The sequence below is a fragment of the Nocardioides candidus genome (assembly GCF_041321175.1).
GTDB lineage: Bacteria > Actinomycetota > Actinomycetes > Propionibacteriales > Nocardioidaceae > Nocardioides.
This window is the reverse complement of sequence record NZ_JBGGWC010000005.1, coordinates 1-25155: the sequence shown is the minus strand read 5'-3', so window position 1 is coordinate 25155 and position 25155 is coordinate 1. Positions and strand designations below refer to the sequence as shown.

General features: G+C 69.6%; 22 protein-coding genes and 1 tRNA gene. 12 read left to right on the top strand and 11 right to left on the bottom strand.

Features of this window, described 5'->3' with window-relative positions; genetic code table 11:
• The first annotated feature begins 123 nt into the window (after positions 1-123).
• Genes gltB through pyk form a run of 3 tightly spaced genes read left to right on the top strand, consistent with a single transcriptional unit; the run spans position 124 to position 7641 of the window.
• Positions 124-4689, top strand: a complete 4566-nt coding sequence (gene gltB / locus ACAX67_RS19495; RefSeq protein WP_370705559.1) for a glutamate synthase large subunit — start codon at positions 124-126, stop codon at positions 4687-4689.
• Positions 4682-6151, top strand: coding sequence for a glutamate synthase subunit beta (gltD, locus tag ACAX67_RS19490; RefSeq protein ID WP_370705558.1), 1470 nt, complete (start codon positions 4682-4684; stop codon positions 6149-6151). The genes gltB and gltD overlap by 8 nt, the downstream gene beginning before the upstream one ends.
• 29 nt (positions 6152-6180) lie before the next feature.
• Entirely contained in the window at positions 6181-7641 is a 1461-nt protein-coding gene (gene pyk / locus ACAX67_RS19485) for a pyruvate kinase (protein ID WP_370705557.1), read from the top strand.
• 3 nt (positions 7642-7644) lie between these two features.
• On the opposite strand, the gene ACAX67_RS19480 is transcribed toward pyk, so the two are convergent.
• Positions 7645-8421 carry a DUF427 domain-containing protein gene (locus ACAX67_RS19480; protein ID WP_370705556.1) on the bottom strand — a complete coding sequence of 259 codons (777 nt, stop codon included), beginning with the start codon at positions 8419-8421 and terminating at the stop codon, positions 7645-7647.
• 44 nt (positions 8422-8465) lie between these two features.
• A tRNA-Leu gene (locus ACAX67_RS19475) sits at positions 8466-8539 on the bottom strand.
• Between the two features lie 106 nt (positions 8540-8645).
• On the opposite strand from ACAX67_RS19475, the gene ACAX67_RS19470 reads away from it, so the two are divergent.
• The 6 genes from ACAX67_RS19470 to ACAX67_RS19445 all read left to right on the top strand — a co-directional run bounded on the left by ACAX67_RS19470 (position 8646) and on the right by ACAX67_RS19445 (position 14588).
• Positions 8646-9242, top strand: a complete 597-nt coding sequence (locus ACAX67_RS19470) for an ANTAR domain-containing response regulator (protein WP_370705555.1) — start codon at positions 8646-8648, stop codon at positions 9240-9242.
• A 206-nt stretch (positions 9243-9448) separates the two neighbouring features.
• The gene (locus tag ACAX67_RS19465) at positions 9449-10564 is read left to right on the top strand and encodes a branched-chain amino acid ABC transporter substrate-binding protein (RefSeq protein ID WP_370705554.1); all 1116 of its coding nucleotides are present in this window, start codon (positions 9449-9451) and stop codon (positions 10562-10564) included.
• Positions 10565-10669: 105 nt separating this feature from the next.
• A complete protein-coding gene (locus ACAX67_RS19460) occupies positions 10670-11893 on the top strand; it encodes a branched-chain amino acid ABC transporter permease (protein ID WP_370705553.1) in 1224 nt (407 codons plus the stop codon).
• Entirely contained in the window at positions 11893-13101 is a 1209-nt protein-coding gene (locus ACAX67_RS19455) for a branched-chain amino acid ABC transporter permease (RefSeq protein ID WP_370705552.1), read from the top strand. Before ACAX67_RS19460 ends, ACAX67_RS19455 begins: the two co-directional genes overlap by 1 nt.
• A complete protein-coding gene (locus tag ACAX67_RS19450; protein ID WP_370705551.1) occupies positions 13094-13879 on the top strand; it encodes an ABC transporter ATP-binding protein in 786 nt (261 codons plus the stop codon). Before ACAX67_RS19455 ends, ACAX67_RS19450 begins: the two co-directional genes overlap by 8 nt.
• The gene (locus ACAX67_RS19445) at positions 13869-14588 is read left to right on the top strand and encodes an ABC transporter ATP-binding protein (protein ID WP_370705550.1); all 720 of its coding nucleotides are present in this window, start codon (positions 13869-13871) and stop codon (positions 14586-14588) included. The genes ACAX67_RS19450 and ACAX67_RS19445 overlap by 11 nt, the downstream gene beginning before the upstream one ends.
• A 13-nt stretch (positions 14589-14601) precedes the next feature.
• On the opposite strand, the gene ACAX67_RS19440 is transcribed toward ACAX67_RS19445, so the two are convergent.
• Genes ACAX67_RS19440 through ACAX67_RS19430 form a run of 3 tightly spaced genes read right to left on the bottom strand, consistent with a single transcriptional unit; the run spans position 14602 to position 16970 of the window.
• On the bottom strand, positions 14602-15360 hold the full coding sequence (locus ACAX67_RS19440) for an amino acid ABC transporter ATP-binding protein (RefSeq protein WP_370705549.1): 759 nt from the start codon (positions 15358-15360) through the stop codon (positions 14602-14604).
• Positions 15357-16163 carry an amino acid ABC transporter permease gene (locus tag ACAX67_RS19435; RefSeq protein WP_370705548.1) on the bottom strand — a complete coding sequence of 269 codons (807 nt, stop codon included), beginning with the start codon at positions 16161-16163 and terminating at the stop codon, positions 15357-15359. The genes ACAX67_RS19440 and ACAX67_RS19435 overlap by 4 nt, the downstream gene beginning before the upstream one ends.
• Positions 16164-16184: 21 nt before the next feature.
• Entirely contained in the window at positions 16185-16970 is a 786-nt protein-coding gene (locus ACAX67_RS19430) for an ABC transporter substrate-binding protein (RefSeq protein ID WP_370705547.1), read from the bottom strand.
• Positions 16971-17057: 87 nt separating this feature from the next.
• On the opposite strand from ACAX67_RS19430, the gene ACAX67_RS19425 reads away from it, so the two are divergent.
• Positions 17058-17639 (top strand): GNAT family N-acetyltransferase, encoded by a 582-nt coding sequence (locus ACAX67_RS19425; protein WP_370705546.1) that lies wholly within the window; start codon positions 17058-17060, stop codon positions 17637-17639.
• A 10-nt stretch (positions 17640-17649) separates the two neighbouring features.
• On the opposite strand, the gene ACAX67_RS19420 is transcribed toward ACAX67_RS19425, so the two are convergent.
• Positions 17650-18036 carry a hotdog fold thioesterase gene (locus ACAX67_RS19420; protein WP_370705545.1) on the bottom strand — a complete coding sequence of 129 codons (387 nt, stop codon included), beginning with the start codon at positions 18034-18036 and terminating at the stop codon, positions 17650-17652.
• 60 nt (positions 18037-18096) lie between these two features.
• Here ACAX67_RS19420 and polA point away from each other — a divergent pair, with 60 nt between their 5' ends.
• Entirely contained in the window at positions 18097-20775 is a 2679-nt protein-coding gene (gene polA / locus ACAX67_RS19415; RefSeq protein WP_370705544.1) for a DNA polymerase I, read from the top strand.
• A 4-nt stretch (positions 20776-20779) separates the two neighbouring features.
• Complete coding sequence (locus ACAX67_RS19410) at positions 20780-21058, top strand: hypothetical protein (protein ID WP_370705543.1); 279 nt, start codon at positions 20780-20782, stop codon at positions 21056-21058.
• Between the two features lie 7 nt (positions 21059-21065).
• Here ACAX67_RS19410 and ACAX67_RS19405 read toward each other — a convergent pair whose 3' ends face one another.
• From ACAX67_RS19405 to ACAX67_RS19385, 5 genes are all read right to left on the bottom strand, one after another.
• Positions 21066-21974: a ferredoxin family protein gene (locus tag ACAX67_RS19405; RefSeq protein WP_370705542.1), complete on the bottom strand. Its 909-nt coding sequence runs from the start codon at positions 21972-21974 to the stop codon at positions 21066-21068.
• Between the two features lie 4 nt (positions 21975-21978).
• Entirely contained in the window at positions 21979-23106 is a 1128-nt protein-coding gene (locus tag ACAX67_RS19400; protein ID WP_370705541.1) for a cupin domain-containing protein, read from the bottom strand.
• A complete protein-coding gene (locus tag ACAX67_RS19395; protein ID WP_370705540.1) occupies positions 23107-23370 on the bottom strand; it encodes a hypothetical protein in 264 nt (87 codons plus the stop codon). It abuts the gene before it with no gap.
• A 110-nt stretch (positions 23371-23480) separates the two neighbouring features.
• Positions 23481-23918 (bottom strand): SRPBCC family protein, encoded by a 438-nt coding sequence (locus ACAX67_RS19390; protein WP_370705539.1) that lies wholly within the window; start codon positions 23916-23918, stop codon positions 23481-23483.
• A gap of 133 nt (positions 23919-24051) precedes the next feature.
• Positions 24052-25155: HNH endonuclease signature motif containing protein (locus ACAX67_RS19385; RefSeq protein ID WP_370705538.1), on the bottom strand; the 1104-nt coding region annotated here is incomplete at its 5' end.

Genomic DNA, 25155 nt, shown 5'->3' with positions numbered 1-25155 from the left:
CCCGATACACGGTGGTAACCTGAGGCTTCCGCCGCGTGGGCCAGTGACGTCCCTTGCGCCCCACCTTCCGTGGATTCCTGCCGCTCGGCAGGGCGCCCGGACGTAGCCGACGGGAGAACTCTGGTGCCCTACTCGCACGCGTTCCCGCCGCCCCAGGGTCTCTACGACCCCCGCAACGAGCGCGACGCCTGTGGTGTCGCCTTCGTCGCGACCATGACGGGGGAGGCCAGCCACGACATCGTGGCGAAGGCCCTGACCGCCCTGCGCAACCTTGACCACCGCGGTGCCGCCGGCGCCGAGGTCAACTCCGGTGACGGCGCGGGCATCCTGATGCAGGTCCCCGACGCGTTCCTGCGCGAGACCGCTCGCGACGCGGGCTTCGAGCTGCCCAACAAGGGCTCCTACGCCGTGGGCACGGCCTTCCTGCCGGGCGACGAGGAGCAGGTCGCCAAGACCCGCCAGCAGATCGAGGAGATCGCGGCGGAGGAGGGCCTCGACGTCGTCGGCTGGCGTGAGGTCCCGGTGAACCCCGACATCCTCGGCACGATGGCCGCCAGCGTGATGCCGACCTTCAGCCAGCTCTTCGTCAAGGGCGCCGGCCAGCAGATCACCGGCATGGCGCTGGAGCGCCGCGCGTTCTGCCTGCGCAAGCGCGCGGAGCGCGAGACCGACGTCTACTTCCCGTCGCTGTCGTCGCGGACCCTGATCTACAAGGGCATGCTGACCACCGACCAGCTCGACAACTTCTTCCCCGACCTCGTCGACGAGCGGATCGCCTCCGCCCTCGCGGTCGTGCACTCGCGGTTCTCGACCAACACCTTCCCGAGCTGGCCGCTGTCCCACCCGTTCCGGTTCATCGCGCACAACGGCGAGATCAACACGGTCATGGGCAACCGCAACTGGATGCGCGCTCGCGAGGCGCTCGTGCAGAGCGACCTCATCCCGGGCGACCTGGAGCGGCTCTACCCGATCTGCACCCCGGGTGCTTCCGACTCGGCCTCGTTCGACGAGGTGCTCGAGCTGCTCCACATGGGCGGGCGCAGCCTGCCCCACTCGGTGCTGATGATGATCCCGGAGGCCTGGGAGAACCACACCGAGATGGACGAGAAGCGGCGCGACTTCTACCGCTTCCACTCCGCGCTCATGGAGCCGTGGGACGGCCCCGCGTGCGTCGTGTTCACCGACGGCTCGCAGATCGGTGCCGTCCTCGACCGCAACGGCCTGCGTCCGTCGCGGTTCTGGGTGACCGACGACGGCCTCGTCGTGCTCGCCTCCGAGGTCGGCGTGCTCGACATCGACCCGGCGAAGGTGGTCCGCAAGGGTCGGCTGCAGCCCGGCCGGATGTTCCTCGTCGACACCGACGAGCACCGGATCATCGAGGACGAGGAGATCAAGACCGAGCTCGCCGCCGAGCACCCCTACGGGGAGTGGCTGCACGCCGGGCTGATCCACCTCGACGACATCCCTGACCGTGAGCACATCGTGCACACCCACGCGTCGGTCACCCGTCGCCAGCAGGTCTTCGGCTACACGGAGGAGGAGCTGCGCATCCTCCTGACGCCGATGGCGAACACCGGTGGCGAGGCGCTCGGATCGATGGGCACCGACACGCCCATCGCGGCGCTGAGCGACAAGCCGAGGCTGTTGTTCGACTACTTCAGCCAGCTCTTCGCCCAGGTCACCAACCCGCCGCTCGACGCGATCCGCGAGGAGCTGGTCACCAGCCTCAACGGGACCATCGGGCCGGAGGCCAACCTGCTCGAGCCGACCCCCGCGTCGTGCCGTCAGGTCGTGCTGCCGTTCCCCGTCATCTCCAACGACGACCTCGCGAAGATCCGGCACATCAACCGCGACGGCGACATGCCGGGGTTCATCACCCATGTCTCGCGCGGTCTCTACCCGGTCGAGGGCGGCGGCGCGGCGATGGCTCAGCGGATCGACGAGATCTGCCACGAGGTCAGCGAGGCGATCGCGGGCGGCGCCCGCGTCATCGTCCTGTCCGACCGGCACTCGACGGCCGACCTCGCGCCGATCCCGTCGCTGCTGCTGACCGGTGCCGTGCACCACCACCTGGTGCGCGAGAAGACCCGCACCCAGGTCGGCCTGCTGATCGAGGCCGGCGACGTCCGCGAGGTCCACCACGTCGCGCTCCTCGTGGGCTACGGCGCGGCCGCGGTCAACCCCTACCTCGCGATGGAGTCCGTCGAGGACCTCGCCCGCGAGGGCTACTACGTCAAGGCCGAGCCGGAGACGGCGGTCGCCAACCTCATCAAGGCGCTCGGCAAGGGCGTCGTGAAGGTGATGTCGAAGATCGGCGTGAGCACCGTGGCGTCGTACACGGGTGCACAGATCTTCGAGTGCGTCGGGCTCTCGCAGGCCGTCGTCGACAAGTACTTCACCGGTACGACGTCCAAGCTCGGCGGCATCGAGCTCGACACGATCGCGGAGGAGGTCGCCCGGCGGCACGCGACGGCGTACCCCCGCGGCGGCATCGCGCCCGCCCACCGCGAGCTGGAGATCGGCGGGGAGTACCAGTGGCGTCGTGAGGGCGAGCCGCACCTCTTCAACCCGGAGACGGTCTTCCGTCTCCAGCACGCCACCCGCACGGGCCGCTACGACATCTTCAAGCAGTACACCCAGGCGGTCGACGACCAGTCCGAGAAGCTGATGACCCTGCGCGGGCTCTTCAAGTTCAAGGACCCCTCGGTCATCGGCCGCGCGCCGATCTCGATCGACGAGGTCGAGCCGGTCGCCGAGATCGTCAAGCGGTTCTCGACCGGAGCGATGTCCTACGGCTCCATCTCCCAGGAGGCGCACGAGACCCTCGCGATCGCCATGAACCGGCTGGGCGCGAAGTCCAACACCGGTGAGGGCGGCGAGGACCCCGACCGGCTCTACGACCCCGAGCGCCGCAGCTCGATCAAGCAGGTCGCGTCGGGCCGGTTCGGCGTCACGTCGGAGTACCTCACCAACGCCGACGACATCCAGATCAAGATGGCGCAGGGCGCGAAGCCCGGCGAGGGCGGCCAGCTGCCGGGCAACAAGGTCTACCCCTGGGTGGCGAAGACCCGGCACTCGACGCCGGGCGTGGGCCTCATCAGCCCGCCGCCGCACCACGACATCTACTCGATCGAGGACCTGGCGCAGCTGATCCACGACCTCAAGAACGCCAACCCGTCGGCCCGCGTCCACGTGAAGCTGGTCTCCGAGGTCGGGGTGGGCACCGTCGCCGCGGGCGTCTCCAAGGCGCATGCCGACGTGGTGCTGATCTCCGGTCACGACGGCGGCACGGGCGCGTCCCCGCTGACGTCGCTCAAGCACGCCGGCGGCCCGTGGGAGCTCGGTCTGGCCGAGACCCAGCAGACCCTGCTGCTCAACGGTCTGCGCGACCGCATCGTCGTGCAGACCGACGGCCAGCTGAAGACCGGTCGCGACGTCGTCATCGCGGCGCTGCTCGGGGCCGAGGAGTTCGGCTTCGCGACGGCTCCGCTCGTCGTGTCGGGCTGCATCCTGATGCGGGTCTGCCACCTCGACACCTGCCCGGTGGGCGTCGCCACCCAGAACCCGGTGCTGCGCTCGCGCTACTCCGGCAAGGCCGACTACGTCGTCAACTTCTTCGAGTTCATCGCCGAGGAGGTGCGCGAGCTGCTGGCGTCGCTCGGGTTCCGGTCGATCGAGGAGGCCATCGGCCAGGTGCAGGCGCTCGACACGGTCGACGCAGAGCGCCACTGGAAGGCCTCCGGGCTCGACCTGGCTCCGATCCTGCACCGCGTCGAGGTCGCCGACACGCACTTCCCCGACCAGGACGTGCGCAACACCGGCGGCCAGGACCACGGTCTGGAGAAGTCGCTCGACGTCACCGAGCTGGTGCCGGCGGCGGCCGCGGCCATCGAGTCCGGCGAGCCCGTCCGCGGCCAGTTCACGGTCCGCAACGTCAACCGCACGGTCGGCACGATCCTCGGTCACGAGGTCACCAAGAAGTACGGCGGCGAGGGCCTGCCCGACGGCACCATCGACCTGACCCTGGTCGGCTCCGCGGGCCAGTCCTTCGGCGCGTTCGTCCCGAAGGGCATCACGCTGCGCCTCGAGGGCGACGCCAACGACTACGTCGGCAAGGGCCTCTCGGGCGGCCGGTTGGTCATCCGGCCCGACCGCTCGGCGTCGTTCAAGGCCGACGAGCACATCATCGCGGGCAACACGATCACCTACGGTGCGACCTCGGGCGAGGTCTACATCCGCGGCGGCGTGGGTGAGCGGTGCTGCGTGCGCAACTCGGGCGCGACCGTCGTCACCGAGGGTGTCGGCGACCACGGGTGCGAGTACATGACAGGTGGCCGGGTGGTCGTCCTCGGCCGGACCGGCCGCAACTTCGCCGCCGGCATGTCGGGCGGCATCGCATGGGTGCTGGACCTCAAGGAGGTCCGGGTCAACCGCGAGCTCGTCGACCTGCGGCCCGTCAGCGACGAGTACGCCACCGAGCTCCAGCAGATCGTGCGCACGCACCACGAGGAGACCGGTTCCGACGTGGCCGAGGCGCTGCTGGCCGACTGGGAGGCCGCACTGCCGCGGTTCACCGAGGTCATGCCCCGCGACTACGCGAAGGTCCTGGCGGTCCAGGCCGAGGCAGAGGCCGAGGGCCTCGACGCCGACGCTGCCGCCAACAAGGTGATGGAGGTGCTCTATGGCTGACCCCAAGGGTTTCTTGAAGACCACGCGCGAGGTCGCCGAGCGACGTCCGGTCGAGGAGCGGGTGCAGGACTGGCACGAGGTCTACCCGGGGAGCGCCGGGCGGGCCCTGCTGCCGATCATCACCGAGCAGGCCGGCCGCTGCATGGACTGCGGCATCCCGTTCTGCCACCAGGGCTGCCCGCTGGGCAACATCATCCCCGAGTGGAACGACCTGGTCTGGCGCGACGACTGGCAGGCCGCGATCGAGCGGCTCCACGCGACCAACAACTTCCCGGAGTTCACCGGTCGCCTCTGCCCGGCGCCGTGCGAGACCGCCTGCGTGCTCGGCATCAACCAGCCCGCGGTGACGATCAAGAACGTCGAGGTCTCGATCATCGACAAGGCCTGGGAGTCGGGCTACGTCGTCCCGCAGCCGCCGGAGTGGCTCTCGGGCCGCACCGTCGCGGTGATCGGCTCGGGGCCCGCGGGCCTCGCTGCCGCCCAGCAGCTGACCCGCGCGGGTCACACCGTCGCCGTCTACGAGCGCGCGGACAAGCCGGGCGGCCTGCTCCGCTACGGCATCCCTGAGTTCAAGATGGAGAAGCAGCACCTCGACCGGCGCCTCGAGCAGATGAAGCGTGAGGGCACGGTCTTCCGCTCCGGCGTCGAGGTGGGCAGCGGGGCCCTGACCGGCTCCGCCCTGAAGGACCGCTACGACGCCGTGGTGCTCGCGATGGGCGCGACCGTGCCGCGCGACCTGCCGGTGCCGGGCCGTGAGCTCAAGGGCATCCACCAGGCGATGGAGTTCCTCCCGCAGGCCAACCGCGTCGCCCTCGGCGAAGAGGTGGCCGACCAGATCCGTGCCGACGGCAAGCACGTCGTCATCATCGGTGGCGGCGACACCGGCGCCGACTGCCTCGGCACCTCCACCCGTCAGGGCGCGGCGTCGATCACCCAGCTCGAGATCATGCCCGAGCCGCCGGAGGACCGTCCCGCCGGACAGCCGTGGCCGACGTACCCGATGATCTTCCGGGTCTCCTCCGCGCACGAGGAGGCCGGTGAGCGGGTCTACTCCGTGTCGACCAAGCGGTTCCTGGGCGACGAGGCCGGCAACGTCCGCGCCCTCGAGCTGGTCGACGTGCGGTTCGAGGAGGGCCGGCTCGTCGAGATCGAGGGCACCGAGCGGGAGATCCCCGCCGACCTGGTGCTCTTCGCGATGGGGTTCCTGGGCCCGGAGGGTCCCGGTCTGGTGGAGCAGCTCGGCGTCGAGCTCGACCCGCGCAGCAACGTGGTCCGCGACGACGACTACATGTCGTCGGTCGAGGGCGTCTTCGTGGCCGGTGACGCCGGCCGCGGCCAGTCGCTCATCGTGTGGGCGATCGCCGAGGGCAGGGCCGCCGCCTCCGCCGTGGACAAGTACCTCACCGGCTCCACGACGCTGCCCTCGCCGATCCCGCCCACTGCGCGACCCGTCGTCGTGTGAACGTTCCAATCGCCCGATAGGGTTCTTCCGTGCGGAGAGCCAAGATCGTGTGCACCCTGGGTCCGGCGACCAACTCGGAGCGCCGGATCCGGGAGCTCGTCTACGCGGGGATGGACGTCGCCCGGCTCAACATGAGCCACGGCGCCCACGCCGACCACGCCGAGGTCTACCGCCTGGTGCGGGAGGCGTCGGACGCGAGCGGCCACGGCGTGGCCATCCTCGCCGACCTGCAGGGCCCCAAGATCCGGCTGGAGCGGTTCGCCGACGGCCCCGTGACCCTGCGCCGCAGCCAGCGGTGGACGATCACCACGCGCGACGTCCAGGGCGACGACACGATCTGCGGCACGACGTACAAGGGACTGCCCGGTGACGTCGGACCCGGCGACCCGATCCTGATCGACGACGGCAAGGTGCGGCTGCGCGTCGTGTCGGTCACCGACACCGACGTGGAGACCGAGGTCCTGGTCGGCGGGCAGGTCAGCAACAACAAGGGCATCAACCTGCCGGGCGTGGCCGTCTCGGTGCCGGCACTCTCGGAGAAGGACGCCGACGACCTGCGCTTCGCGCTGCGGCTCGGCGTCGACTACGTCGCGCTCAGCTTCGTCCGGAGCGCCGCCGACGCCGAGGACGTCCGCAAGATCATGCGCGAGGAGGGGGTCATCCTCCCCGTGGTCGCGAAGATCGAGAAGCCGCAGGCGATCGACAACCTCGACGAGGTCGTCGAGGCGTTCGACGGGTTCATGGTGGCCCGCGGCGACCTCGGCGTGGAGTGCCCGCTCGAGGAGGTGCCGTTCCTCCAGAAGCGGATCATCGTCGCCGCGCGACGCAACGCGAAGCCGGTGATCGTGGCGACGCAGATGCTCGAGTCGATGGTCGCCAACCCCGCTCCGACGCGCGCCGAGACCAGCGACGTCGCCAACGCGGTGCTCGACGGTGCGGACGCCGTGATGCTGTCGGGTGAGACCAGCGTGGGCGAGCACCCGATCCACACCGTCGAGACGATGGCCAGGATCATCACCGCGACCGAGGCGCACGCCCTGTCCGACGACACGTTCAGCCGCTTCGGGCGCATCGACTGGGACCCGCACACCCGCGCCGGGATCATCACCAAGGCGGCCGAGGAGGTCGCCGACCGCGTCGAGGCGAAGTACGTCGTCGCCTTCACCCAGTCCGGCGACTCGGCCCGACGCCTGGCCCGTCTCCGGAGCCCGATCCCCGTGCTGGCCTTCACCCCTGAGGCGCGCAGCCGCTCCCAGCTGTCCCTGACCTGGGGCGTCGAGGCCTTCCAGACCAAGACGGTCGAGCACACCGACGAGATGGTGCGCCAGGTCGACGAGGAGCTGTTGCGCATCGGTCGGGTCAAGGAGGGCGACCTCGTCGTGATCGTGGCCGGCAGCCCCCCGGGCATCCCCGGCTCGACGAACGCGCTGCGCATCCACCGCATGGGCGACGCCATCAACGAGGTCGCGCCCGCCTATCGGCGCCGGTAGCGATCAGCTGGTCGGGCGGTTGGCTCGCTTGCTGAAGACCGACTCCGGTCGCTCCTGCAGCACTCCGTCGACGGTGATGTCGACGAGCTCGTTGTAGAACGCCACCCGGTCCTTGACCCGCGCGACCGCGGGGAACGGGCGGGCGTAGCTCCACGCGATGTTGTCGGCGTCGGGCACGCCCTCGAGGCTCCAGTACTCCTCGGCGTACCCCTTGTAGGGGCACATGCTCCGGTTGTCGGTCGGCGTGAGGAGATCCAGCCGTACGTCGTCGCGCGGCAGGTAGTAGCGCGTCGGCAGGTGGGTCTCGAACAGCAGCACGGGGGAGTGGCTGTCGGCCACGACCGTGCCGCCGATCGACACCTCGACGTGGCGCGAGCTCGGCAGGGCGTCGACCCGCTTGTAGGGGTCGCGCGGGTGCCCGAAGACCTCCTCGTCCTCCTCCAGCCACCGGTCGAACAGTCCGGGCTCCCAGCTGAGGACGATCCGGTCGGCGATCGCCGGGTCGTCGCGCACCCAGGCAGCGGCTTCGAGCACGCGGTCGCCGACCACGACGTCGTACAGCTCGCTCACCGGACCCTTCGGCCCGGAGAACGTCGGCGTCGGGCGGCCGGCCGACGAGGGCCGCAGCGCCTCGGACCGGACGTCCGAGCGCGGGAAGGCGTACATCGGGATCGGGAAAACCGGCTCCCAGAAGAGCAGCGCGTCGCGGCTGTCGACGACCGCCGTCTCGTCGACATACGCCCTGACCCATCTGTCCGAGCGCTCGGTCCGCATGGTCATGCCTGCAGCGTAGGCACTGTGCGCTGATGGCGGACCACGGAAAGTGCCCCGGGTGGGACTCGAACCCACACTGGACGGTGTTTGAGACCGCATTCTCTGCCGATTGGAATACCGGGGCGCAGCAGTCGGAACCGTAGCCGATGCTCCCCGCTGAGCCGCAGCCGGTACACGGGTCGGCCATGCGCGACATCCGCCCGAAACGCAACGCCCGATAACCTTTCCCCGTGACCGACACGCCCGCTCCCCGCACCGTCGTCATCGCGGAGGACGAGACCCTGATCCGGATGGACCTCGCCGAGATGCTGGCGGAGGAGGGGTACGACGTGGTCGGCCAGGCCGGCGACGGCGCGAAGGCGATCGAGCTGGCCGAGGAGCTGCGGCCCGACCTGGTCATCCTCGACGTGAAGATGCCGGTGCTCGACGGGATCGCGGCGGCGGAGGCGATCGCGAGCAAGCGGATCGCGCCGGTCGTGATGCTGACGGCGTTCTCGCAGCGCGACCTGGTCGAGCGCGCGCGCGACGCGGGCGCGATGTCCTATCTCGTCAAGCCGTTCACGCAGTCCGAGCTGGTGCCGGCGATCGAGATGGCGGTCAGCCGGTTCGCCGAGATGGCGCAGCTCGAGGCCGAGGTCACCGACCTCAAGGACGCGCTGGAGACGCGCAAGGCCGTCGACCGGGCGAAGGGCATCCTCCAGGAGCAGCTCTCGTTGACCGAGCCCGAAGCCTTCCGCTGGATCCAGAAGACCGCGATGGACCTGCGCATGTCCATGCGGCAGGTCGCCGAGGGTGTCGTCTCGCACGGGGTGCCGGGCTCCGAGTAAGAACTCCTGGGACCGGCCCATTAAGTAACAGATTCGTCAGGAATCGGTGTCGTAGGGCCGAGTTGCTACCACGGACCCTCCCACAGGTGTAGGTTCCCGCGGCAGGACACCTCCGCGGGCAGCACCCGGCTGTCCACGGCCGAACAGGAAGCGGGAGAGTCTTGAGGCTGAACAAGGTAGTGGGATTGGGAGCGGTCGCTCTGACCATGTCCCTGTCCGTGACGGCGTGTGGCTCCGACGACGACGGCGGCAGCAGCTCCGGCGGCGGTGGGGGCGACGACAGCGCCTTCTGCGGCAAGAACCTCGCCTTCCTCGGGGCAGAGACGGGCGACGCGGGTGCGCTGGGCCTGAACATGGTCGGCGGCATCAAGCTGGCACTGGACGAGTGGAACAAGGACCACTCGGACTGCCAGATCAACCTGAAGGAATTCGACTCGCAGGGCAGCCCCGACAAGGCGCCTGCCCTCGCGACCCAGATCGTCAACGACGACTCGATCTTCGGTCTGGTCGGCCCCGGTTTCTCCGGTGAGTCGCTCGCGACCGGCAAGACGTTCTACGAGCAGGGCCTTCCGTCGATCTCGCCCTCGGCGACCAACGTCACCATCACCGAGCAGGGCTGGATCACCTGGCACCGCATCATCGGCAACGACGCCGCCCAGGGTGCCGCTGACGCGACCTACCTGACCGGCACCGCTGGTGCCACGAAGGTCTTCGTGATCGACGACGGCCAGGACTACAGCAAGGGCCTCGCCAACGTGGTGAAGGACTCGCTCGGCGACGCGGTCGGCGGCGAGGACCAGATCACGGTCGGCCAGACCGACATGTCCGCGGTCGTGACCCAGGTCAAGGCCTCGGGCGCCGACGCGGTGTTCTACGGCGGCTACTACGCCGAGGCCGGCCTGCTGGTGAAGCAGCTGCGCCAGGGCGGCTTCGACGGCACGTTCATGTCGGGTGACGGCGCGGAGGACCCCGCCTTCGTCGACGCCGCCGGTGCCGACGCGGCCGAGGGCGCGGTGCTGTCCGCCCCCGCGGCTCCCGCCCCGGCCGACTTCAACGACAAGTACAAGGCAGTGAACGGCAGCGACGCCGGTCTGTACTCCACGCAGGCCTACGACTGCACGAACATCTTCCTCGCCGCAGTCGAGGACGGTGCGTCCACCGCCGAGGAGCTGAACGACTTCATCGGCAGCTACTCGAACGACGACGGAGCGAGCGGGCCGATCTCGTTCGACGACAAGGGCGACATCACCTCGTCGACGATCTACGCCTACTTCGTCAAGGACGGCAAGCTCGACACCGCCAACCCGGAGCCGATCGAGTGATCGCACGCGTCTGACGCACTGTCAGTCGTCACCTGCTGCGGCCGAGGGCACCCGCCCTCGGCCGCAGCGTGATCAACCGAGCGAGGGAAGCTAGGGGAGAGCGCCTTGCACTTTCAACTCCTGTTCGACAACATTCTCGCCTTCACCATCGGCGGCCTGGTCTTCGGATCCATCTACGCGCTCGTGGCGCTGGGCTACACGATGGTCTACGGCGTTCTCCAGCTCATCAACTTCGCGCACTCCGAAGTCTTCATGTACGGCACGTTCGCCGTCGCGTGGACCTTCGTCTTCGTGCACGGCACCGACCAGGTCACCTGGAGCCTGTGGAGGGCACTTCCCGTCCTGCTGCTCGCGCTCCTGGCAGCGATGCTGCTCTCGGCCTCGATCGCGCTGCTCCTGGAGCGGGTGGCGTACCGACCGCTGCTCAACAAGAACGCACCGAAGCTCATCGCGCTGATCTCCGCCATCGGAGCCTCGTTCGCGCTGTCCGAGGCGATGGGCGTGCGTGACCTGCTCTCCGACCTCCTTCCCGGGATGCTGGTGTCGGTCCTCATCGGCTTCGTCATCGCGACGGTCATCGTCTTCGTCATCGCGACGCGGCAACAGGCGGCGACGGCGGGGGAGGAGCCGACAGGTCTCGTCGAGAGCGCCCGTGCGGTCCGCAGCGGCCCGATCGTCGTCGTGTCGATCGTCCTCGCCTACATGATCTGCAAGACCCTCGGCCTGCTGTCGCCCATCAACGAGTCGGTGGGCCTGCGCGAGAAGCTGATCGACTACGTCCGCAAGGCGCGTGACATCTACACCAACCCGGTCACCATCCGGCCGCACCGGCTGTTCGAGATCGGCGGCTACCGCGTGTCGGACGTCGACATCGTGGTCGTCGCGTCGGCGCTGCTGATGATGGTCGCCCTCGATCTCTTCGTGCGCCGCACCAAGTTCGGTCGGGGCATCCGCGCCGTCGCCCAGGACCCGGAGTCCGCCGCCCTGATGGGCGTGAACTCGACGCGGGTCATCCAGGTGACCTTCCTCGTCGGTGGCCTCATGGCCGGCGCGGCAGCCACGCTCTACATGCTCCGCATCGGGTCGACGCGCCAGAACAGCGGGTTCATCCTCGGCGTGAAGGCGTTCACCGCGGCAGTGCTGGGCGGCATCGGCAACCTGCGGGGCGCGCTGCTCGGCGGGCTGGTCCTCGGCGTCGCCGAGAGCTACGGATCCGCATTGTTCGGCTCCAAGTGGCAAGACGTCGTGGCGTTCGTCCTACTGGTGCTCATCCTCCTGGTCCGACCCTCCGGTCTCCTCGGTGAGTCGCTCGGAAAGGCGCGTGCGTGATGGCGAGCGCAGCAGACGTCATGCGGCGGGCCGGCGAGCGCTGGGACGACTTCGTCGACCGCTACAACCGCCAGCCGTGGTACCTGAAGGCGATCTTCGTCCTCGCGATGGTCTTCCTGGCCTATGCCCTGCCGCTGTTGCGGCCGCCGTTGATCACCACCAACAGCATCGACTTCGGTGGAGTGATGTTCGGCGTGGCCGCCTACGCGCTGGTCGCCCTCGGTCTCAACATCGTGATCGGCTACGCCGGTCTGCTCGACCTCGGTTACATCGGGTTCTACGCGGTCGGGGCCTACACGACCGCGGTGCTCACCGCCTACCACGGCAGCTGGCCGTTCTTCCTGGTGCTGCCGGTCTCGATCGCCGTCACGATGGTGACCGGCGTGATCCTCGGCGCACCGACGCTGCGCGTGCGGGGCGACTACCTCGCCATCGTCACCCTCGGGTTCGGAGAGATCATCCGGATCACGGTGACCAACGTCGAGTGGCTCGGGGCGGCGGCCGGCATCAAGGACATCGCGCACCCCAACAGCATCGGCCCGAACCCCGAGGGCCCCTTCATCGATCCCAGCGAGAAGGGCATCTTCCAGATTCCCCGCGTCGTCTGGGACGGCTTGGTCCCGCACCTCGACCACGAGCACCCGACCAGCTTCCTGATCTTCGGGTCGGGGGACGCGATCCCCTACTACTGGCTCCTGCTCACGGCGCTGATCCTGGTGTTCCTGGGCGACCGGCTCATCAAGAGCAGCCGGGTCGGCCGGGCCTGGGAGGCGACCCGCGAGGACGAGGACGCGGCCGAGCTCATGGGCGTGCCGACGTTCCGCTTCAAGCTGATGGCGTTCGCCCTCGGTGCCGCGATCGGCGGTCTGTCGGGGTCGTTCTACGCCAGCGGGCAGTCGGGCTACATCAACCCCCAGAGTTTCCTGCTGCTCTACTCGATCCTCTTCGTCGCTGCGGTCGTCGTCGGCGGATCGGGCAACCGGTGGGGCGCGATCCTCGGCGGCGCGCTCGTGGCCTACCTGCCCGACCGGTTCCGCGACATCAACGAGTATCGCTACCTGATCTTCGGACTCGCGCTGACGCTGCTGGCGATCTGGCGGCCCGAGGGTCTGCTGCCACCGAGGCGGACGAGACGGAGGAAGGCGGCGGAAGCCGAGATCGAGGCCCTCGAAGAGGGCGAGCTCGACGAGGAGGGATCGCATGCCTGAGCACAAGGCACTGCTCGAGGTCGACAACGTCACCCTCCGCTTCGGTGGCCTGACCGCGCTCGACCAGGTCAGCTTCGAGATCCGTGAGGGCGAGATCCTCGGCCTGATCGGGCCCAACGGCGCGGGCAAGACGACCTGCTTCAACGCGATGACCGGGGTCTACCAGGTCACCTCGGGCGAGATCCGCTTCGACGGCGCTCGCCTGGCGAAGATGAAGCGCTACAAGATCACCAAGCTCGGCATGGCCCGCACGTTCCAGAACATCCGGCTCTTCAAGTCGATGACCGTGCTCGAGAACGTCATGGTCGGTACGGATGCCCACAGCAAGGTCGGCTTCTGGGACGCGCTGCTGCGCACGCCCCGCCACCGGCGCACCGAGGCCGCGTCGCGCGAGGAGGCCATGAGGCTCCTTGCGCTCGTCGGCATCAAGGCCCGACCCGACGAGCTGGCTGCCAACCTGTCCTACGGCGACCAGCGCCGTCTCGAGATCGCCCGCGCGATGGCGACCGGACCCAAGCTGCTCTGCCTCGACGAGCCCGCCGCGGGCTTCAACCCGGCCGAGAAGGCCAAGCTCATGGAGCTCATCCGCAAGGTGCGCGACGAGGGCTACACCGTGCTGCTCATCGAGCACGACATGCGGCTCGTCATGGGAGTCACCGACCGGATCGTGGTGCTGGAGTTCGGCAAGAAGATCGCCGAGGGCAGCCCGGCGGAGATCCGCGACAACCCGGCGGTCATCGCCGCCTACCTGGGAGTGGATGAAGAAGATGCTTCTTGAGGTGGAGGGCCTCCAGGTCAACTACGGCCACATCGAGGCGATCCGCGGGATCTCGTTCTCGGTCGAGGCCGGCACGGTGACGTCGCTCGTGGGCGCCAACGGCGCCGGCAAGACCACCACGCTCAAGACGCTCTCGGGCCTGCGCAAGGTGCGCGGCGGCACCGTGAAGTTCGACGGTGAGGACATCACCCACCTGCCGCCGTACGAGCGCGTGAAGCGAGGCATCAGCCAGTCGCCGGAAGGCCGTGGCTGCTTCCCCGGCATGACGGTGCTGGAGAACCTCGACATGGGAGCGTTCCTGCGCAAGGACCGGAAGAGCAAGGACTACAGGGACGACCTCGACCGCGTCTTCACGCTCTTCCCGCGCCTCAAGGAGCGGGAGAAGCAGGCCGCCGGATCGATGTCGGGCGGAGAGCAGCAGATGCTCGCGATCGGGCGGGCCCTGATGGCGCGACCCCGTCTCGTGCTGCTCGACGAGCCGTCGATGGGCCTCGCGCCGAAGCTCATCCAGCAGATCTTCACGATCATCACCGAGATCAACCAGCAGGGCACCACGGTGCTCCTGGTCGAGCAGAACGCCGCGCAGGCGCTCAAGCGCTCCAACACCGCACACATCCTCGAGACCGGCGAGATCGTGCGCACCGGCACGGGCGCCGAGCTGTCGGCCGACCCGGCGGTCAAGGCCGCCTACCTCGGCGGCGACATCTGACGCCGTACGGCGGCTAGAGCACCTTCGACAAGAAGGCCTGCGTGCGCTCGTGCTGGGGTGAGGACAGCACCTCGCTCGGCACGCCCTCCTCGACGACGACGCCGCCGTCCATGAAGACCAGCTTGTTGCCGACCTCGCGGGCGAAACCCATCTCGTGGGTGACGACCATCATCGTCATGCCCTCCGAGGCGAGCGCCTTCATGACGTCGAGCACGTCGCCCACCAGCTCGGGGTCGAGCGCGCTGGTGGGCTCGTCGAACAGCATCATGTCGGGGTCCATCGAGAGGGCGCGTGCGATCGCGACGCGCTGCTGCTGACCACCGGAGAGGTGCGCGGGGTAGGCAGCCTCCTTCTCGCTGAGGCCGACCTTCTCGAGGTTCTGCCGGGCGATCTGCACGGCTTCGTCCTTGCTGCGACCGCGCACGGTGCGTTGGGCGAGCGTGAGGTTCTTCAGCACGTCGAGGTGCGGGAAGAGGTTGAACTGCTGGAAGACCATGCCGATCCGCGAGCGCACGTCGTCGAGGTCGACCTCGGGGTCGCAGATGTCGATGCCCTCCACGAGGATCTGGCCCTCGGTCGGCTCCTCGAGCCGGTTGACGCAGCGCAGCAGGGTCGACTTGCCCGACCCCGACGGGCCGATCACACAGACCACCTCGCCGCTGTTGACGTGGAAGTCGATGCCCTTGAGCACCTCGTTGTCGCCGAAGTACTTGTGCAGCCCCTGGACCTGGATGGCGGGTACGTCGGTGCGGGGTGCGGATCTGGCGGTCATCGCGATGCCCTTCTCTGACGGCGCTCGAGCCAGGCGACGAGCTGGGTGAGCGGCAAGGTGATGGCCAGGTAGATCAGTGCCGCCTGCACCAACGTCGTCGAGCTGCCGGTCGAGACGCCGGACGATTGGAGGTCACGGGCGAGCGTGGTGAGCTCGCGCTGGGCCGGCTCCGCGCCGATGACCGACAGCAGCGCGGTGTCCTTGATGAGAAGGACGAACTCGTTGGTCAACGGCGGGATGACCACCCGGAACGCCTGCGGGAGCACGACGCGCACCGTGGTCGACAACGAGCCCATCCCCAAGGACCTCGCCGCTTCGGTCTGTCCCTTCGGGACAGCCTGGATCCCGGCGCGCAAGGTCTCTGCCATGTAGGCGCTCGCAACGAGGACCAGCGCGATCAGGCCAGCACCCACGAGGCCACCGGGAGGCTGCCACTGGAAGGCGAGCGGGACGCCGAACCCCATCAGGATGATCACCACCAGCGCGGGCAGCCCCCGGAAGAATTCGACGTAGATGGTCGCGAGCCACCGCAGGGACGCGATCGGGGACAGACGCATCAGGGCGAGCAGGAGGCCGAGACTCAGTCCCCCGGCGAAGGCGATCGCCGTGTACTTGATCGTGTTCACCGCACCGGTGGTGATCAGGTCTCCCCACGTGCCTCCGCTGAAGGAGACCGCCTCGGGCTTCCAGAACTGCGCCTTGACCGTCTCCCAGTCCGTGAGGAGGCCCAGGACCACGATGATGAGCACCACCGTGGAGTTGAGCGCGATCAGCGACAGGCGTCGCTTCGTCGTGCGTTTCATGGCTCGACCGACCGTCGAGTGTCAGTTGACCTGGAAGTACTTGTTGTAGATCTCGTCGTAGGTGCCGTCGCTGCGCATGTCCTCCAGCGCCCCGTTGAGGTCGTCGACGAGGGAGTTGCCGGTCTTCACGGCGAAGCCGTACTGCTCCTCGGTGTCGTAGGTCTCGACAACCTCGTACTTGCCGTCCTTGGTGTGGTCGAGGTTGACCGGCAGGTCCTGGAGCAGCGCGTCGACCTGGCCGGCCTTGATCGCGGCGTACATCTCAGCATCGCTCGGGAAGTCGATGATGTCGGCACCGGAGGCGTTCTCCTCGGCGTAGGTCTTGCCGGTGGTTGCCTTCTGCACGCCGACCTTCTTGCCGTCGAGGTCGTCGATCGAAGCGATGTCGCTGCCGGCGGGCACGAGGAGCGACTGCTTGGAGTCGTAGTAGCCGTCGGTGAAGTCGAGCGCCGCCTCGCGGTCGTCGGTGATCGTCATCGCCGACGCGGCCACGTCGCACTGACCCGAGTTGAGCGAAGCGCCGCTCTGGAGGCCGTCGAAGGAGGAGTCCTTGATGACGAGGTCGAGGTCGAGGCGGTTTGCGATCTCGCTCATGATGTCGATGTCGAAGCCCTTGAAGCCAGTGTCGCTGGACTTGTCGAAGTCCTCGAAGGGCGGGTAAGGCACGTCGGAACAGACCGTGAGCGTGTCCTTCTTGACGACATCCGCACCCGTCGACGTCTTGCTGCTCTCGCTGCTGCCACAGCTGGTGAGGGCGAGCGCGGTGAGGACCGAGACGGACAGGGCGGTGAAGCGCGACATCTGCATGGCGGCACTGTAGGCCTTCCCAACCTTCCCTGTCGCCTCCACCCCCGGCGAGCGTAAGGTGGGCCGACGACCAGCGAGGAGACCCCCATGAGCAGGCCCGGACTGACCGCCCGCATCGCGTGTCGCGAGGACGCGCCCGTGCTCGCCGACCTGTGGTCCGACGTCGTCCGCCGGGGTGATCGCGCCGAGCAGGTCGCCGACCTCGAGCTGGTGATCAAGGGGGCGGCCGCCTCGCCCGAGCAGCGCTTCGTGGTGGTCGAGCTCGACGGCCGGATCGCGGGCGGCGTCTTCCTCCGCCTGACCACGGTGTCGCCGTTGAGCCTCGAGCCGTGTGTGCAGTCCATCCAGCCGCGGGTGTTCGACGAGTTCCGCCGCCGCGGGGTCGGACGCACCCTGATGGAGGCGGCCGTCGCGTTCGCCGAGGAGAACGGCGTCCTGCACGTCTCCACCGCGGTGCCGGCCACCTCGCGCGACGCGAACCGCTTCATGGCGCGGCTCGGTCTCGCGCCCGTCGCGACGGTGCGGATGGCGCCGACCGCAGTCCTCCGCTCCCGGATCACGCCGAGCGCCCCGGGGGCACCCCGCACGACGCCGCGCGCGCTCGTCACCCGCCGCCGCAACCAGCGCCGTATCCGCGGCACGGGCCCCGACCAGGTGCAGCTGCCCTAGCGCGACCGGTCTACCGAGGGTCGATGAGCGCGCAGGTGATGCGCGAGGTGCAGACCCGCTTCCCGGCCTCGTCGGTGATGACGATCTCGTAGGCCGCGCTCGTCCGGCCGAGGTGGATCGCGGTCGCGGTGCCCATGACGATGCCCGAGGTCGCCGAACGGTGGTGGGTGGCGTTGATGTCCACGCCGACCGGCACCTTGCCGTACTGCTCCGCGTGCAGGGCCGATCCCATCGACCCGAGCGTCTCCGCCAGGGCGACGGACGCCCCGCCGTGCAGCAGGCCGTAGGGCTGGGTGTTGCCCTCCACCGGCATCGTGCCCACCATGCGCTCGGCCGACATCTCGACGAGCTCGATGCCGAGCTTCTCGTTGAGGCCACCCAGGTTCTCGTACGACATGGCCCCATTCTCCCCACCGGCCCGGGAGAGCGTGTCGGCGGGCATGGATAGAGTCGGTGAGTGCCTGAGACCCGCCCCCGCCTGTTGCTCCTCGACGGTCACTCCCTGGCCTACCGGGCGTTCTTCGCGTTGCCGGTGGAGAACTTCTCGACGGCCACCGGTCAGAACACCAATGCGGTCTACGGCTTCACCTCGATGCTCGTCAACGTGCTGCGCGACGAGCAGCCGACGCACGTCGCCGTCGCGTTCGACCTCTCGCGGCAGACGTTCCGGCTGGCCGAGTACTCGGAGTACAAGGCGAAGCGCAACAAGACGCCGACCGAGTTCAGCAGCCAGCTGCCGCTGATCCAGCGCGTGCTCGACGCCTTCTCGATCCCCTACCTCACGGCCGAGGGCTACGAGGCCGACGACATCATCGCCACCCTGGTCACGCAGGCCCTCGCCGACGAGACGGCCGACATGGAGGTGCTGATCCTCACCGGCGACCGAGACTCGCTGCAGCTCGTCACCGAGCGCTCGACGGTGCTCTACCCGATGCGCGGTGTCTCCGACCTGGCCCGGATGACGCCGGCCGCCGTCCAGGAGAAGTACGGCGTCCCGCCCCAGCGCTACCCCGAGCTGGCCGCGATCGTGGGCGAGACCTCGGACAACCTGCCGGGCGTGCCGGGCGTGGGCCAGGGGTTCGCCGCGAAGTGGCTCAACACCTACGACGGTCTCGACAACGTCATCGCCCACGCCGACGAGATCACCGGCAAGAAGGGCGAGGCACTGCGCGAGCACCTCGGCGACGTGATCCGCAACCGGCGCCTCAACGCGCTCGTCACCGACCTCGAGCTGCCCCTGCGGCCCTCCGAGATGGCGCTGCAGCCGTGGGACCGCCAGGCCGCGCTGGAGCTCTTCGACGAGCTCGAGTTCCGCGGTGAGCTCCGCACCCGCACGATGGACACCCTCGCCGGCGAGGAGCCGCTCGAGGAGGGCGGGTTCGAACTCGAGGGGCGCACGCTGGGCAGCGGTGAGGTCGCGGGCTTCCTCGACGGCCTCGGTGACCAGGTCGTCGGCCTGCACGTCCGCGGCAGCTGGGCGGCCGGCAGCGGCGTGGTCGACGGGCTCGGCCTCGCCACGGCGGAGGGCCAGGCGGCGTACGTCGACGTGGCCGGTCTCGGCCCCGACGACGAGTCGGCGCTCGCCGACTGGCTGGCCGATGCGGGCAGCCCGAAGATCCTGCACGACGCCAAGGGTCCCGAGCTCGCCCTCGCCGCCCATGGCTGGCGGCTGGCCGGCGTGGTGAGTGACACCGCGCTGACGGCGTACCTCGCCCAGCCCGACCAGCGGTCCTACGACCTGGCCGACCTGACCCTGCGCTACCTGCGCCGCGAGCTGAAGGGCGAGTCCGACGGCGACCAGGGCGCGCTCTTCGACGACGGCGCCGACCTCGCCTCGACCGCGATGCTCTACGCCCGTGCGGTGGTCGACCTGTCGACGGCGCTCGAGGGCGAGCTCGAGCGGGCCGGCGGGTCGCAGCTGCTGACCGAGGTCGAGCTGCCGCTGGTGCACCTGCTCGCCCACATGGAGCAGACCGGCATCGCGGTCGACCACGACCACCTCACCTCGCTGGAGGGCCACTTCGGCGACGAGGTGCGCAACGCGGCCGAGGAGGCGTTCGCCGTCATCGGCAAGGAGATCAACCTCGGCTCTCCCAAGCAGCTGCAGGTCGTGCTCTTCGACGAGCTCGGCATGCCGAAGACCAAGCGCACCAAGACCGGCTACACGACCGACGCCGACGCCCTCCAGGGGCTCTACGCGAAGACCGAGCACCCGTTCCTGCTCCACCTGCTCCGCCACCGCGACGTCAGCAGGCTGCGCCAGACCATCGAGGGCCTCCTCAAGACCGTGCAGCCCGACGGCCGCATCCACACGACGTTCAACCAGATGATCGCCGCGACGGGTCGGCTCTCCAGCACCGAGCCCAACCTGCAGAACATCCCGGTGCGCACCGAGGAGGGGCGGCGGATCCGCGAGGGGTTCGTCGTCGGCGCGGGCTACGAGTCCCTGATGACCGCCGACTACAGCCAGATCGAGATGCGCATCATGGCGCACCTGTCCGAGGACAAGCTGCTGATCGAGGCCTTCCGGTCGGGACACGACTTCCACTCGATCACCGCCTCGCGGGTCTTCGACGTCGCCCCCGAGGACGTCACCTCGGAGATGCGGGCGAAGATCAAGGCGATGAACTACGGCCTCGCCTACGGGCTGTCCGCCTTCGGTCTCGGGCAGCAGCTCGGCATCGAGCCGGGAGAGGCGCGGGGGTTGATGGACGAGTACTTCGAGACCTTCGGCGGCATCCGCGACTACCTGGGCGGCGTGGTCGACGAGGCGCGTCGCACCGGCTTCACCGAGACGATCATGGGTCGCCGGCGCTACCTGCCCGACCTCACGAGCGACAACCGGATGCGTCGCGAGATGGCGGAGCGGATGGCCCTGAACGCGCCCATCCAGGGCTCCGCCGCCGACCTGATCAAGGTCGCCATGCTGCACACCCAGCGCGCGATCGAGGAGGAGGGGCTGCGGTCGCGGATGCTCCTCCAGGTCCACGACGAGCTCGTCTTCGAGGTCGCGACCGGGGAGCGCGAGGCGCTCGAGGCCGTCGTCCGCGAGCGGATGGGCGGAGCGGCCGACCTGGCCGTGCCGCTCGACGTCTCCGTCGGCACCGGGGCGAGCTGGCACGAGGCGGCGCACTAGCCGGATGCGTGTCTGTCTCGCATGGCTCGGCGACCCGGCGCAGGTCGCCGCTGTGCAGGGCACGCCAGGACCGTGGCGCGAGATCGTCGTGGCGGGTCCGGGGCTGCTCCTCGTCGAGACGGACGAGACGGTCTCCCGCGTCTACCACGAGCTGAAGTGGCTGCTGTCCGACGACTGCGCCCTCCTCGTCGCCCCCGTCGCCGAGCGGCCGAAGGCCCGCGGAGCCGCGCGCGGCACGGTGGCGTGGCTGCGGGCCCGGCTCCCGCTGCCCGACCGGGAGTGACGCCCCGTCAGGTGCGCTCGACCGACACCAGCTCGTGGCGCGGCACCGGGTTGTCGCGCAGCGCCTGACAGGTGAGCCGCGCCGCGGAGGTGGGGTCGACGATCGTCCGCACCCGGACCTCGTAGGACGCTGCCCCGATCGCGAAGCGCGCTGTCGTGAGCTCGCCGTCGACCGTGCAGCCCGTCAGCGCGACGTCGTCGATCCGGGTGGCACCGAGCCGCGTGCGCAAGACGTGCTCGGCGGCCTGGACGGACATGCGGTACGACGAGCGACCTCGGAGGCGGTCGAGGTCGAGCTCGCCGGAGAGGTGGGCGCCCGCGACGCCGATCGCCCGCTGCGGGTCGAGCCGGCCGTAGTAGAGGCCCTCCGGCAGCACGACCATGTTGCCGGCGAACCGGTCGCCGCCGACGTGCGAGACCTCCCACGTCTCCTCGGGGTGGGCGTCGGCGAGGGCGAGCGCGACGGGCCGGCCGTACTCCGCGCAGCAGGCGTCGTGGCGGCCGTTCGTGCAGACGCAGAACAGGCTGCCGTCGTACGACGTCAGGCCGGTCGTGCCGCCCGCGGTGAACGCCGTGACATCGAGGTCGAGCACCTCGCGCAGGTCGCCGACCGTGCCGTGCTCGATGCGTGGCCGGCGGGGGTGGGCGTGGGCGACGAAGACGTTGAGCCGCTCGGGGTCCCGCCGAGCCTGCGGCCGTCGGACGAGCAGGATCTTCGCGCGGTAGGCCTTCGCCTGCTGCTTCAGTGCAGGCCCGAGGCCGTCGGGCAGGCGTGCGTCGAGCAGGGCGTCGCGGCCCCAGGGGCCCGAGTGCTCGAGCAGCACCCACGTGCGGACGTTGGTGGCTGTCCCGGCCAGGGGGTCGTCGCGCTGCGCACTCGCAGGCGCACAGGAGAAGCGCGCGGGAGCGGTCGTCACGGGGTCAGGACACCACCTCGAGGAGCCCCTCGCGCACGAGACGACGGCACAGGACCTGCCGGCTCTGCTCGTCGAGGTGGTCCGCGAGGTCCCCGACGCTGAAGGACGAGCGCGCACGGATCTCCTCGAGCGCGGGCCGCAGCCAGGCAGGGACGGTCATCGACCGGTCGCCGAGCAGCACCGCCAGGCCGTGGTCGTCGTCGAGGAGCACGCACGGGTGGCCGGGCCGGCGACGCAACAGGGTCGCGTCGTCGACGTCGTCGCGGAGGGCCAGCACGTCGCTGAGGCCGCCGCCGAGCCGCGGGGGCCGGGAGGTCAGGAACCGGCGGACCTCGGTCACGGCCGCGGCGCCGGCGTCGAGGCGCCGTACCTCCTCGGCGAGCGCCGTCAGCCGGTCCGCGAGCGGCTCGGCGAGCATGGCCGGGTCGTCGAGGTAGCCGGCGGGCAGGTGGGTGTCGGGGACGCTGTCGAGGAGCGGCCCGAGGGCGCGCCGGACGAGGCCGCGCCAGGTGAGCTGGTTGATGCCGATCGTCACGTGCAGCGACACCGAGTCCTGGGCCCGGGCGGCGTGCGGGGTGCCGGTCGGGAGGTACATCGAGATACCCGGTTCGAGCAGCACCTCCTCGGGGCCGTCATCACCGTGGACCTCCCACTGCTTGGCGCCGGCGGTCTGGAAGACGAAGACGTCGTGGCTGTCGGAGTGGACCGCGAACCCCTGCGACCCGGGCGGGGTCAGGTAGGCGTTGGCCTGGCAGGGATGACCGAGCTCGAGCTCGAGCTCGGCGACCAGGTCTGTCAGAGGCGGCCAGTAGCGGTGGAGACCTTGGAAGACCACCGTCGCTCCGTCGTCGAAGAGCGCGAGCGCCTTGCGCGCGTCGACCAGGCCGGTCAGCGGCTTCCCGGCCAGGGTGGCGCCTCGGGTATAGGCCGACTCCGGCAGCACGGCGCCGTCCTTCGCCAGCCGGATCGACGGGGTGCGGATGGCCGAGGAGGTCAGCAGGGTGTCCGCGTCGGCGAGCGATAACAGCCCGACGAGGTCGTCGGGCCGGGTGTGGTGCAGGTGGATCCGAGACGCCCAGACCTTCGCGAGGAAGGTCTGGGCGTCACCGGTCAGCAGCGTGAGGGCGGACACTCAGACCGAGGCGCCGTCGCTCGCGTCGCCGTCGGTGGTGTCGGTCGCGTCGCCGTCGCTCGCGTCGCCGTCGGTGGTGTCGGTCGCGTCGCCGTCGCTCGCGTCGCCATCGGTGCCGTCGCTGTCGCTGGCGTCGCCGTCGGTGGTGTCGGTGGCGTCGCCGTCCGTGCCGTCCGCGTCCCCACCGGGCTGCGGGCTCGAACCGGTGACCGCCTCGGTGGTCATGTCGTCGTCGCTGAGAGTCTCGTCAGGCGTGTCGGTCATCGCTGCTCCTCCGTCGTCAGTGGGTCGCGAACGGCCTGCGGGCAGGGGTGCGCCGGGGCCGGACCCATCCGGCTCAGTGCCCGGATCGGCCCGTCGCAGACCGTCGACCCTCAGCCTAGTTTGCGCAGGCACAGCTCCAGCTGCTCCGCCGCGTCGTCGCCGATCTTCTTCAGCGCGAGGGGCAGCACGGGCTCGGCCAGCTTCGCGACCCCGTGCGGATGGAACTCCGCCCGGTAGTGGACCCGGACGTCGGTGCCCTCCTGTTCCACGGTGATCTCGTCGTGCAGCTTCACCGAGGACGTCTCGCCGTCGAGCTCGAGGCGGTGGGGCGGCTCGTGGGCCACCACCGTGTAGGTCACCTCGGTCTCGCTGCCGAGGAACTTCGAGACGTTGCGGTAGACCGTGCCGACGCCGCCGTCACCGCTCAGCCGCTCGGTGGTCTGGGTCGGAGGGTCCCATTCCTCGGTGGTGGTGAAGTCCGAGACGTAGTCCCAGATGGCCTGAGGGTCTCCGCCCTCGATGACGATGGTCCGCTCGATCTTCTGCACGTGGGTCCTCCCGGGTCGACGTCGGCGTCGAGTGGGGGTACCCGCCGTCGAGCACGGCAGACCGCAGACCGTCAGTCGGACATGCCTGTAGCCCCGCCATTGCTGCTGGGTGGCGGGGTGTGGGGCGGGGTGGTCAGTGGTGGGGTGGGTCGGCGTTCGGCGCTGGTGTCGGTCTGAGGGTGAGGGGGTGGGTGCCGGTGGGGTCGACGAGGTAGCTGGTGGTGGGGAGGGTCCAGTGGTAGGTGCCGGGGTGGAGGACCTGGTAGGTGGCGTGGTGGGCGGTCTTGATGCGGTGGTGGCCTCGGCATAGGGGGGCGAGGTTGCACGGGCAGGTGGGGCCGCCGGTGTGGTGGGGGTGGATGTGGTCCAGGTCGCAGCGTTGGGCGGGTTGGGCGCAGTGGGGGAAGACGCAGTGGGGGTCACGGAGCTGGACCTGGGTGCGGAGCCGGTCGGGGATCTCGTAGGCGTCCACGGGCTGGTGACCGGCGAGGTCGAGGACGGGCCTGATCGTCACCTTCCCGGTGGTGGCGGGGGTGCCGGTGAGGATGTCGGTGAGGTGGCCGGTGAGGTGGCCGGGGAGCAGGGGGCGGTTGCCGCAGCGGATGAGGGCCGTGTCGGCGGAGAGGTGGTAGACGATCTCGGTGGTGCGCCCGGGCACGATCCGGGTGATCTCCCCGGTGACGGGGTCGGCGAGGGGTAGGTCGAGCATCAGGTCATCGCGGGCGAGCTCGCCGAGGGCTTTGGCACGGCGCACGTCGAGGGTGTCGTGGTCGCCGCACTGGCCCAGGAGGTTGGCGCGGCGTTGGATGGCTTGTTCGAGGTCGAGAGCGTCCTCGACGTCGAGTGTGGTGGTGCCGTAGGCGATGCCGGTGGCATCGACGTTGTCGATACCGAGGTCGACACCGCGGTGCTCGGCGGCGTTCTTCCGCTTCTCCTCCGCGGCTTGGGGGTCGAACCGGATCAGGGCTTCTTCGACGAGGCGCCCGATCTGGTTCCAGGTGATGGTGGGGGCGAAGGGTGCGAGGTGTCGGTCGACGTAGGCGGCAGCATCCATCGGTAGGCATCTGGTGTGGTCGGCGATGCGGAGGGCTTTCCAGACCGGGACGGCCCCGGCCTGGAGGCGGTCCCAGGTGTGGGGCAGGCGGTGGGAGAGCTCGAGGACCTGGCCGATGTAGCTGCGCCCCGAATCCAGAGATCGGCCCAACAACGCGGAGAGCTCCATGACCGCGAAGTCGCT

Excerpts from the sequence above, each read along its gene's own strand:
- gltD (WP_370705558.1), top strand. The coding sequence starts at position 4,682 with ATGGCTGACCCCAAGGGTTTCTTGAAGACCACGCGCGAGGTCGCCGAG.
- ACAX67_RS19480 (WP_370705556.1), bottom strand. The coding sequence starts at position 8,421 with ATGACCATGCGGACCGAGCGCTCGGACAGATGGGTCAGGGCGTATGTC.
- ACAX67_RS19465 (WP_370705554.1), top strand. The coding sequence starts at position 9,449 with ATGTCCCTGTCCGTGACGGCGTGTGGCTCCGACGACGACGGCGGCAGC.
- ACAX67_RS19455 (WP_370705552.1), top strand. The coding sequence starts at position 11,893 with ATGGCGAGCGCAGCAGACGTCATGCGGCGGGCCGGCGAGCGCTGGGAC.
- ACAX67_RS19450 (WP_370705551.1), top strand. The coding sequence starts at position 13,094 with ATGCCTGAGCACAAGGCACTGCTCGAGGTCGACAACGTCACCCTCCGC.
- ACAX67_RS19445 (WP_370705550.1), top strand. The coding sequence starts at position 13,869 with ATGCTTCTTGAGGTGGAGGGCCTCCAGGTCAACTACGGCCACATCGAG.
- ACAX67_RS19440 (WP_370705549.1), bottom strand. The coding sequence starts at position 15,360 with ATGACCGCCAGATCCGCACCCCGCACCGACGTACCCGCCATCCAGGTC.
- ACAX67_RS19435 (WP_370705548.1), bottom strand. The coding sequence starts at position 16,163 with ATGAAACGCACGACGAAGCGACGCCTGTCGCTGATCGCGCTCAACTCC.
- ACAX67_RS19430 (WP_370705547.1), bottom strand. The coding sequence starts at position 16,970 with ATGCAGATGTCGCGCTTCACCGCCCTGTCCGTCTCGGTCCTCACCGCG.
- ACAX67_RS19425 (WP_370705546.1), top strand. The coding sequence starts at position 17,058 with ATGAGCAGGCCCGGACTGACCGCCCGCATCGCGTGTCGCGAGGACGCG.
- ACAX67_RS19420 (WP_370705545.1), bottom strand. The coding sequence starts at position 18,036 with ATGTCGTACGAGAACCTGGGTGGCCTCAACGAGAAGCTCGGCATCGAG.
- ACAX67_RS19410 (WP_370705543.1), top strand. The coding sequence starts at position 20,780 with ATGCGTGTCTGTCTCGCATGGCTCGGCGACCCGGCGCAGGTCGCCGCT.
- ACAX67_RS19395 (WP_370705540.1), bottom strand. The coding sequence starts at position 23,370 with ATGACCGACACGCCTGACGAGACTCTCAGCGACGACGACATGACCACC.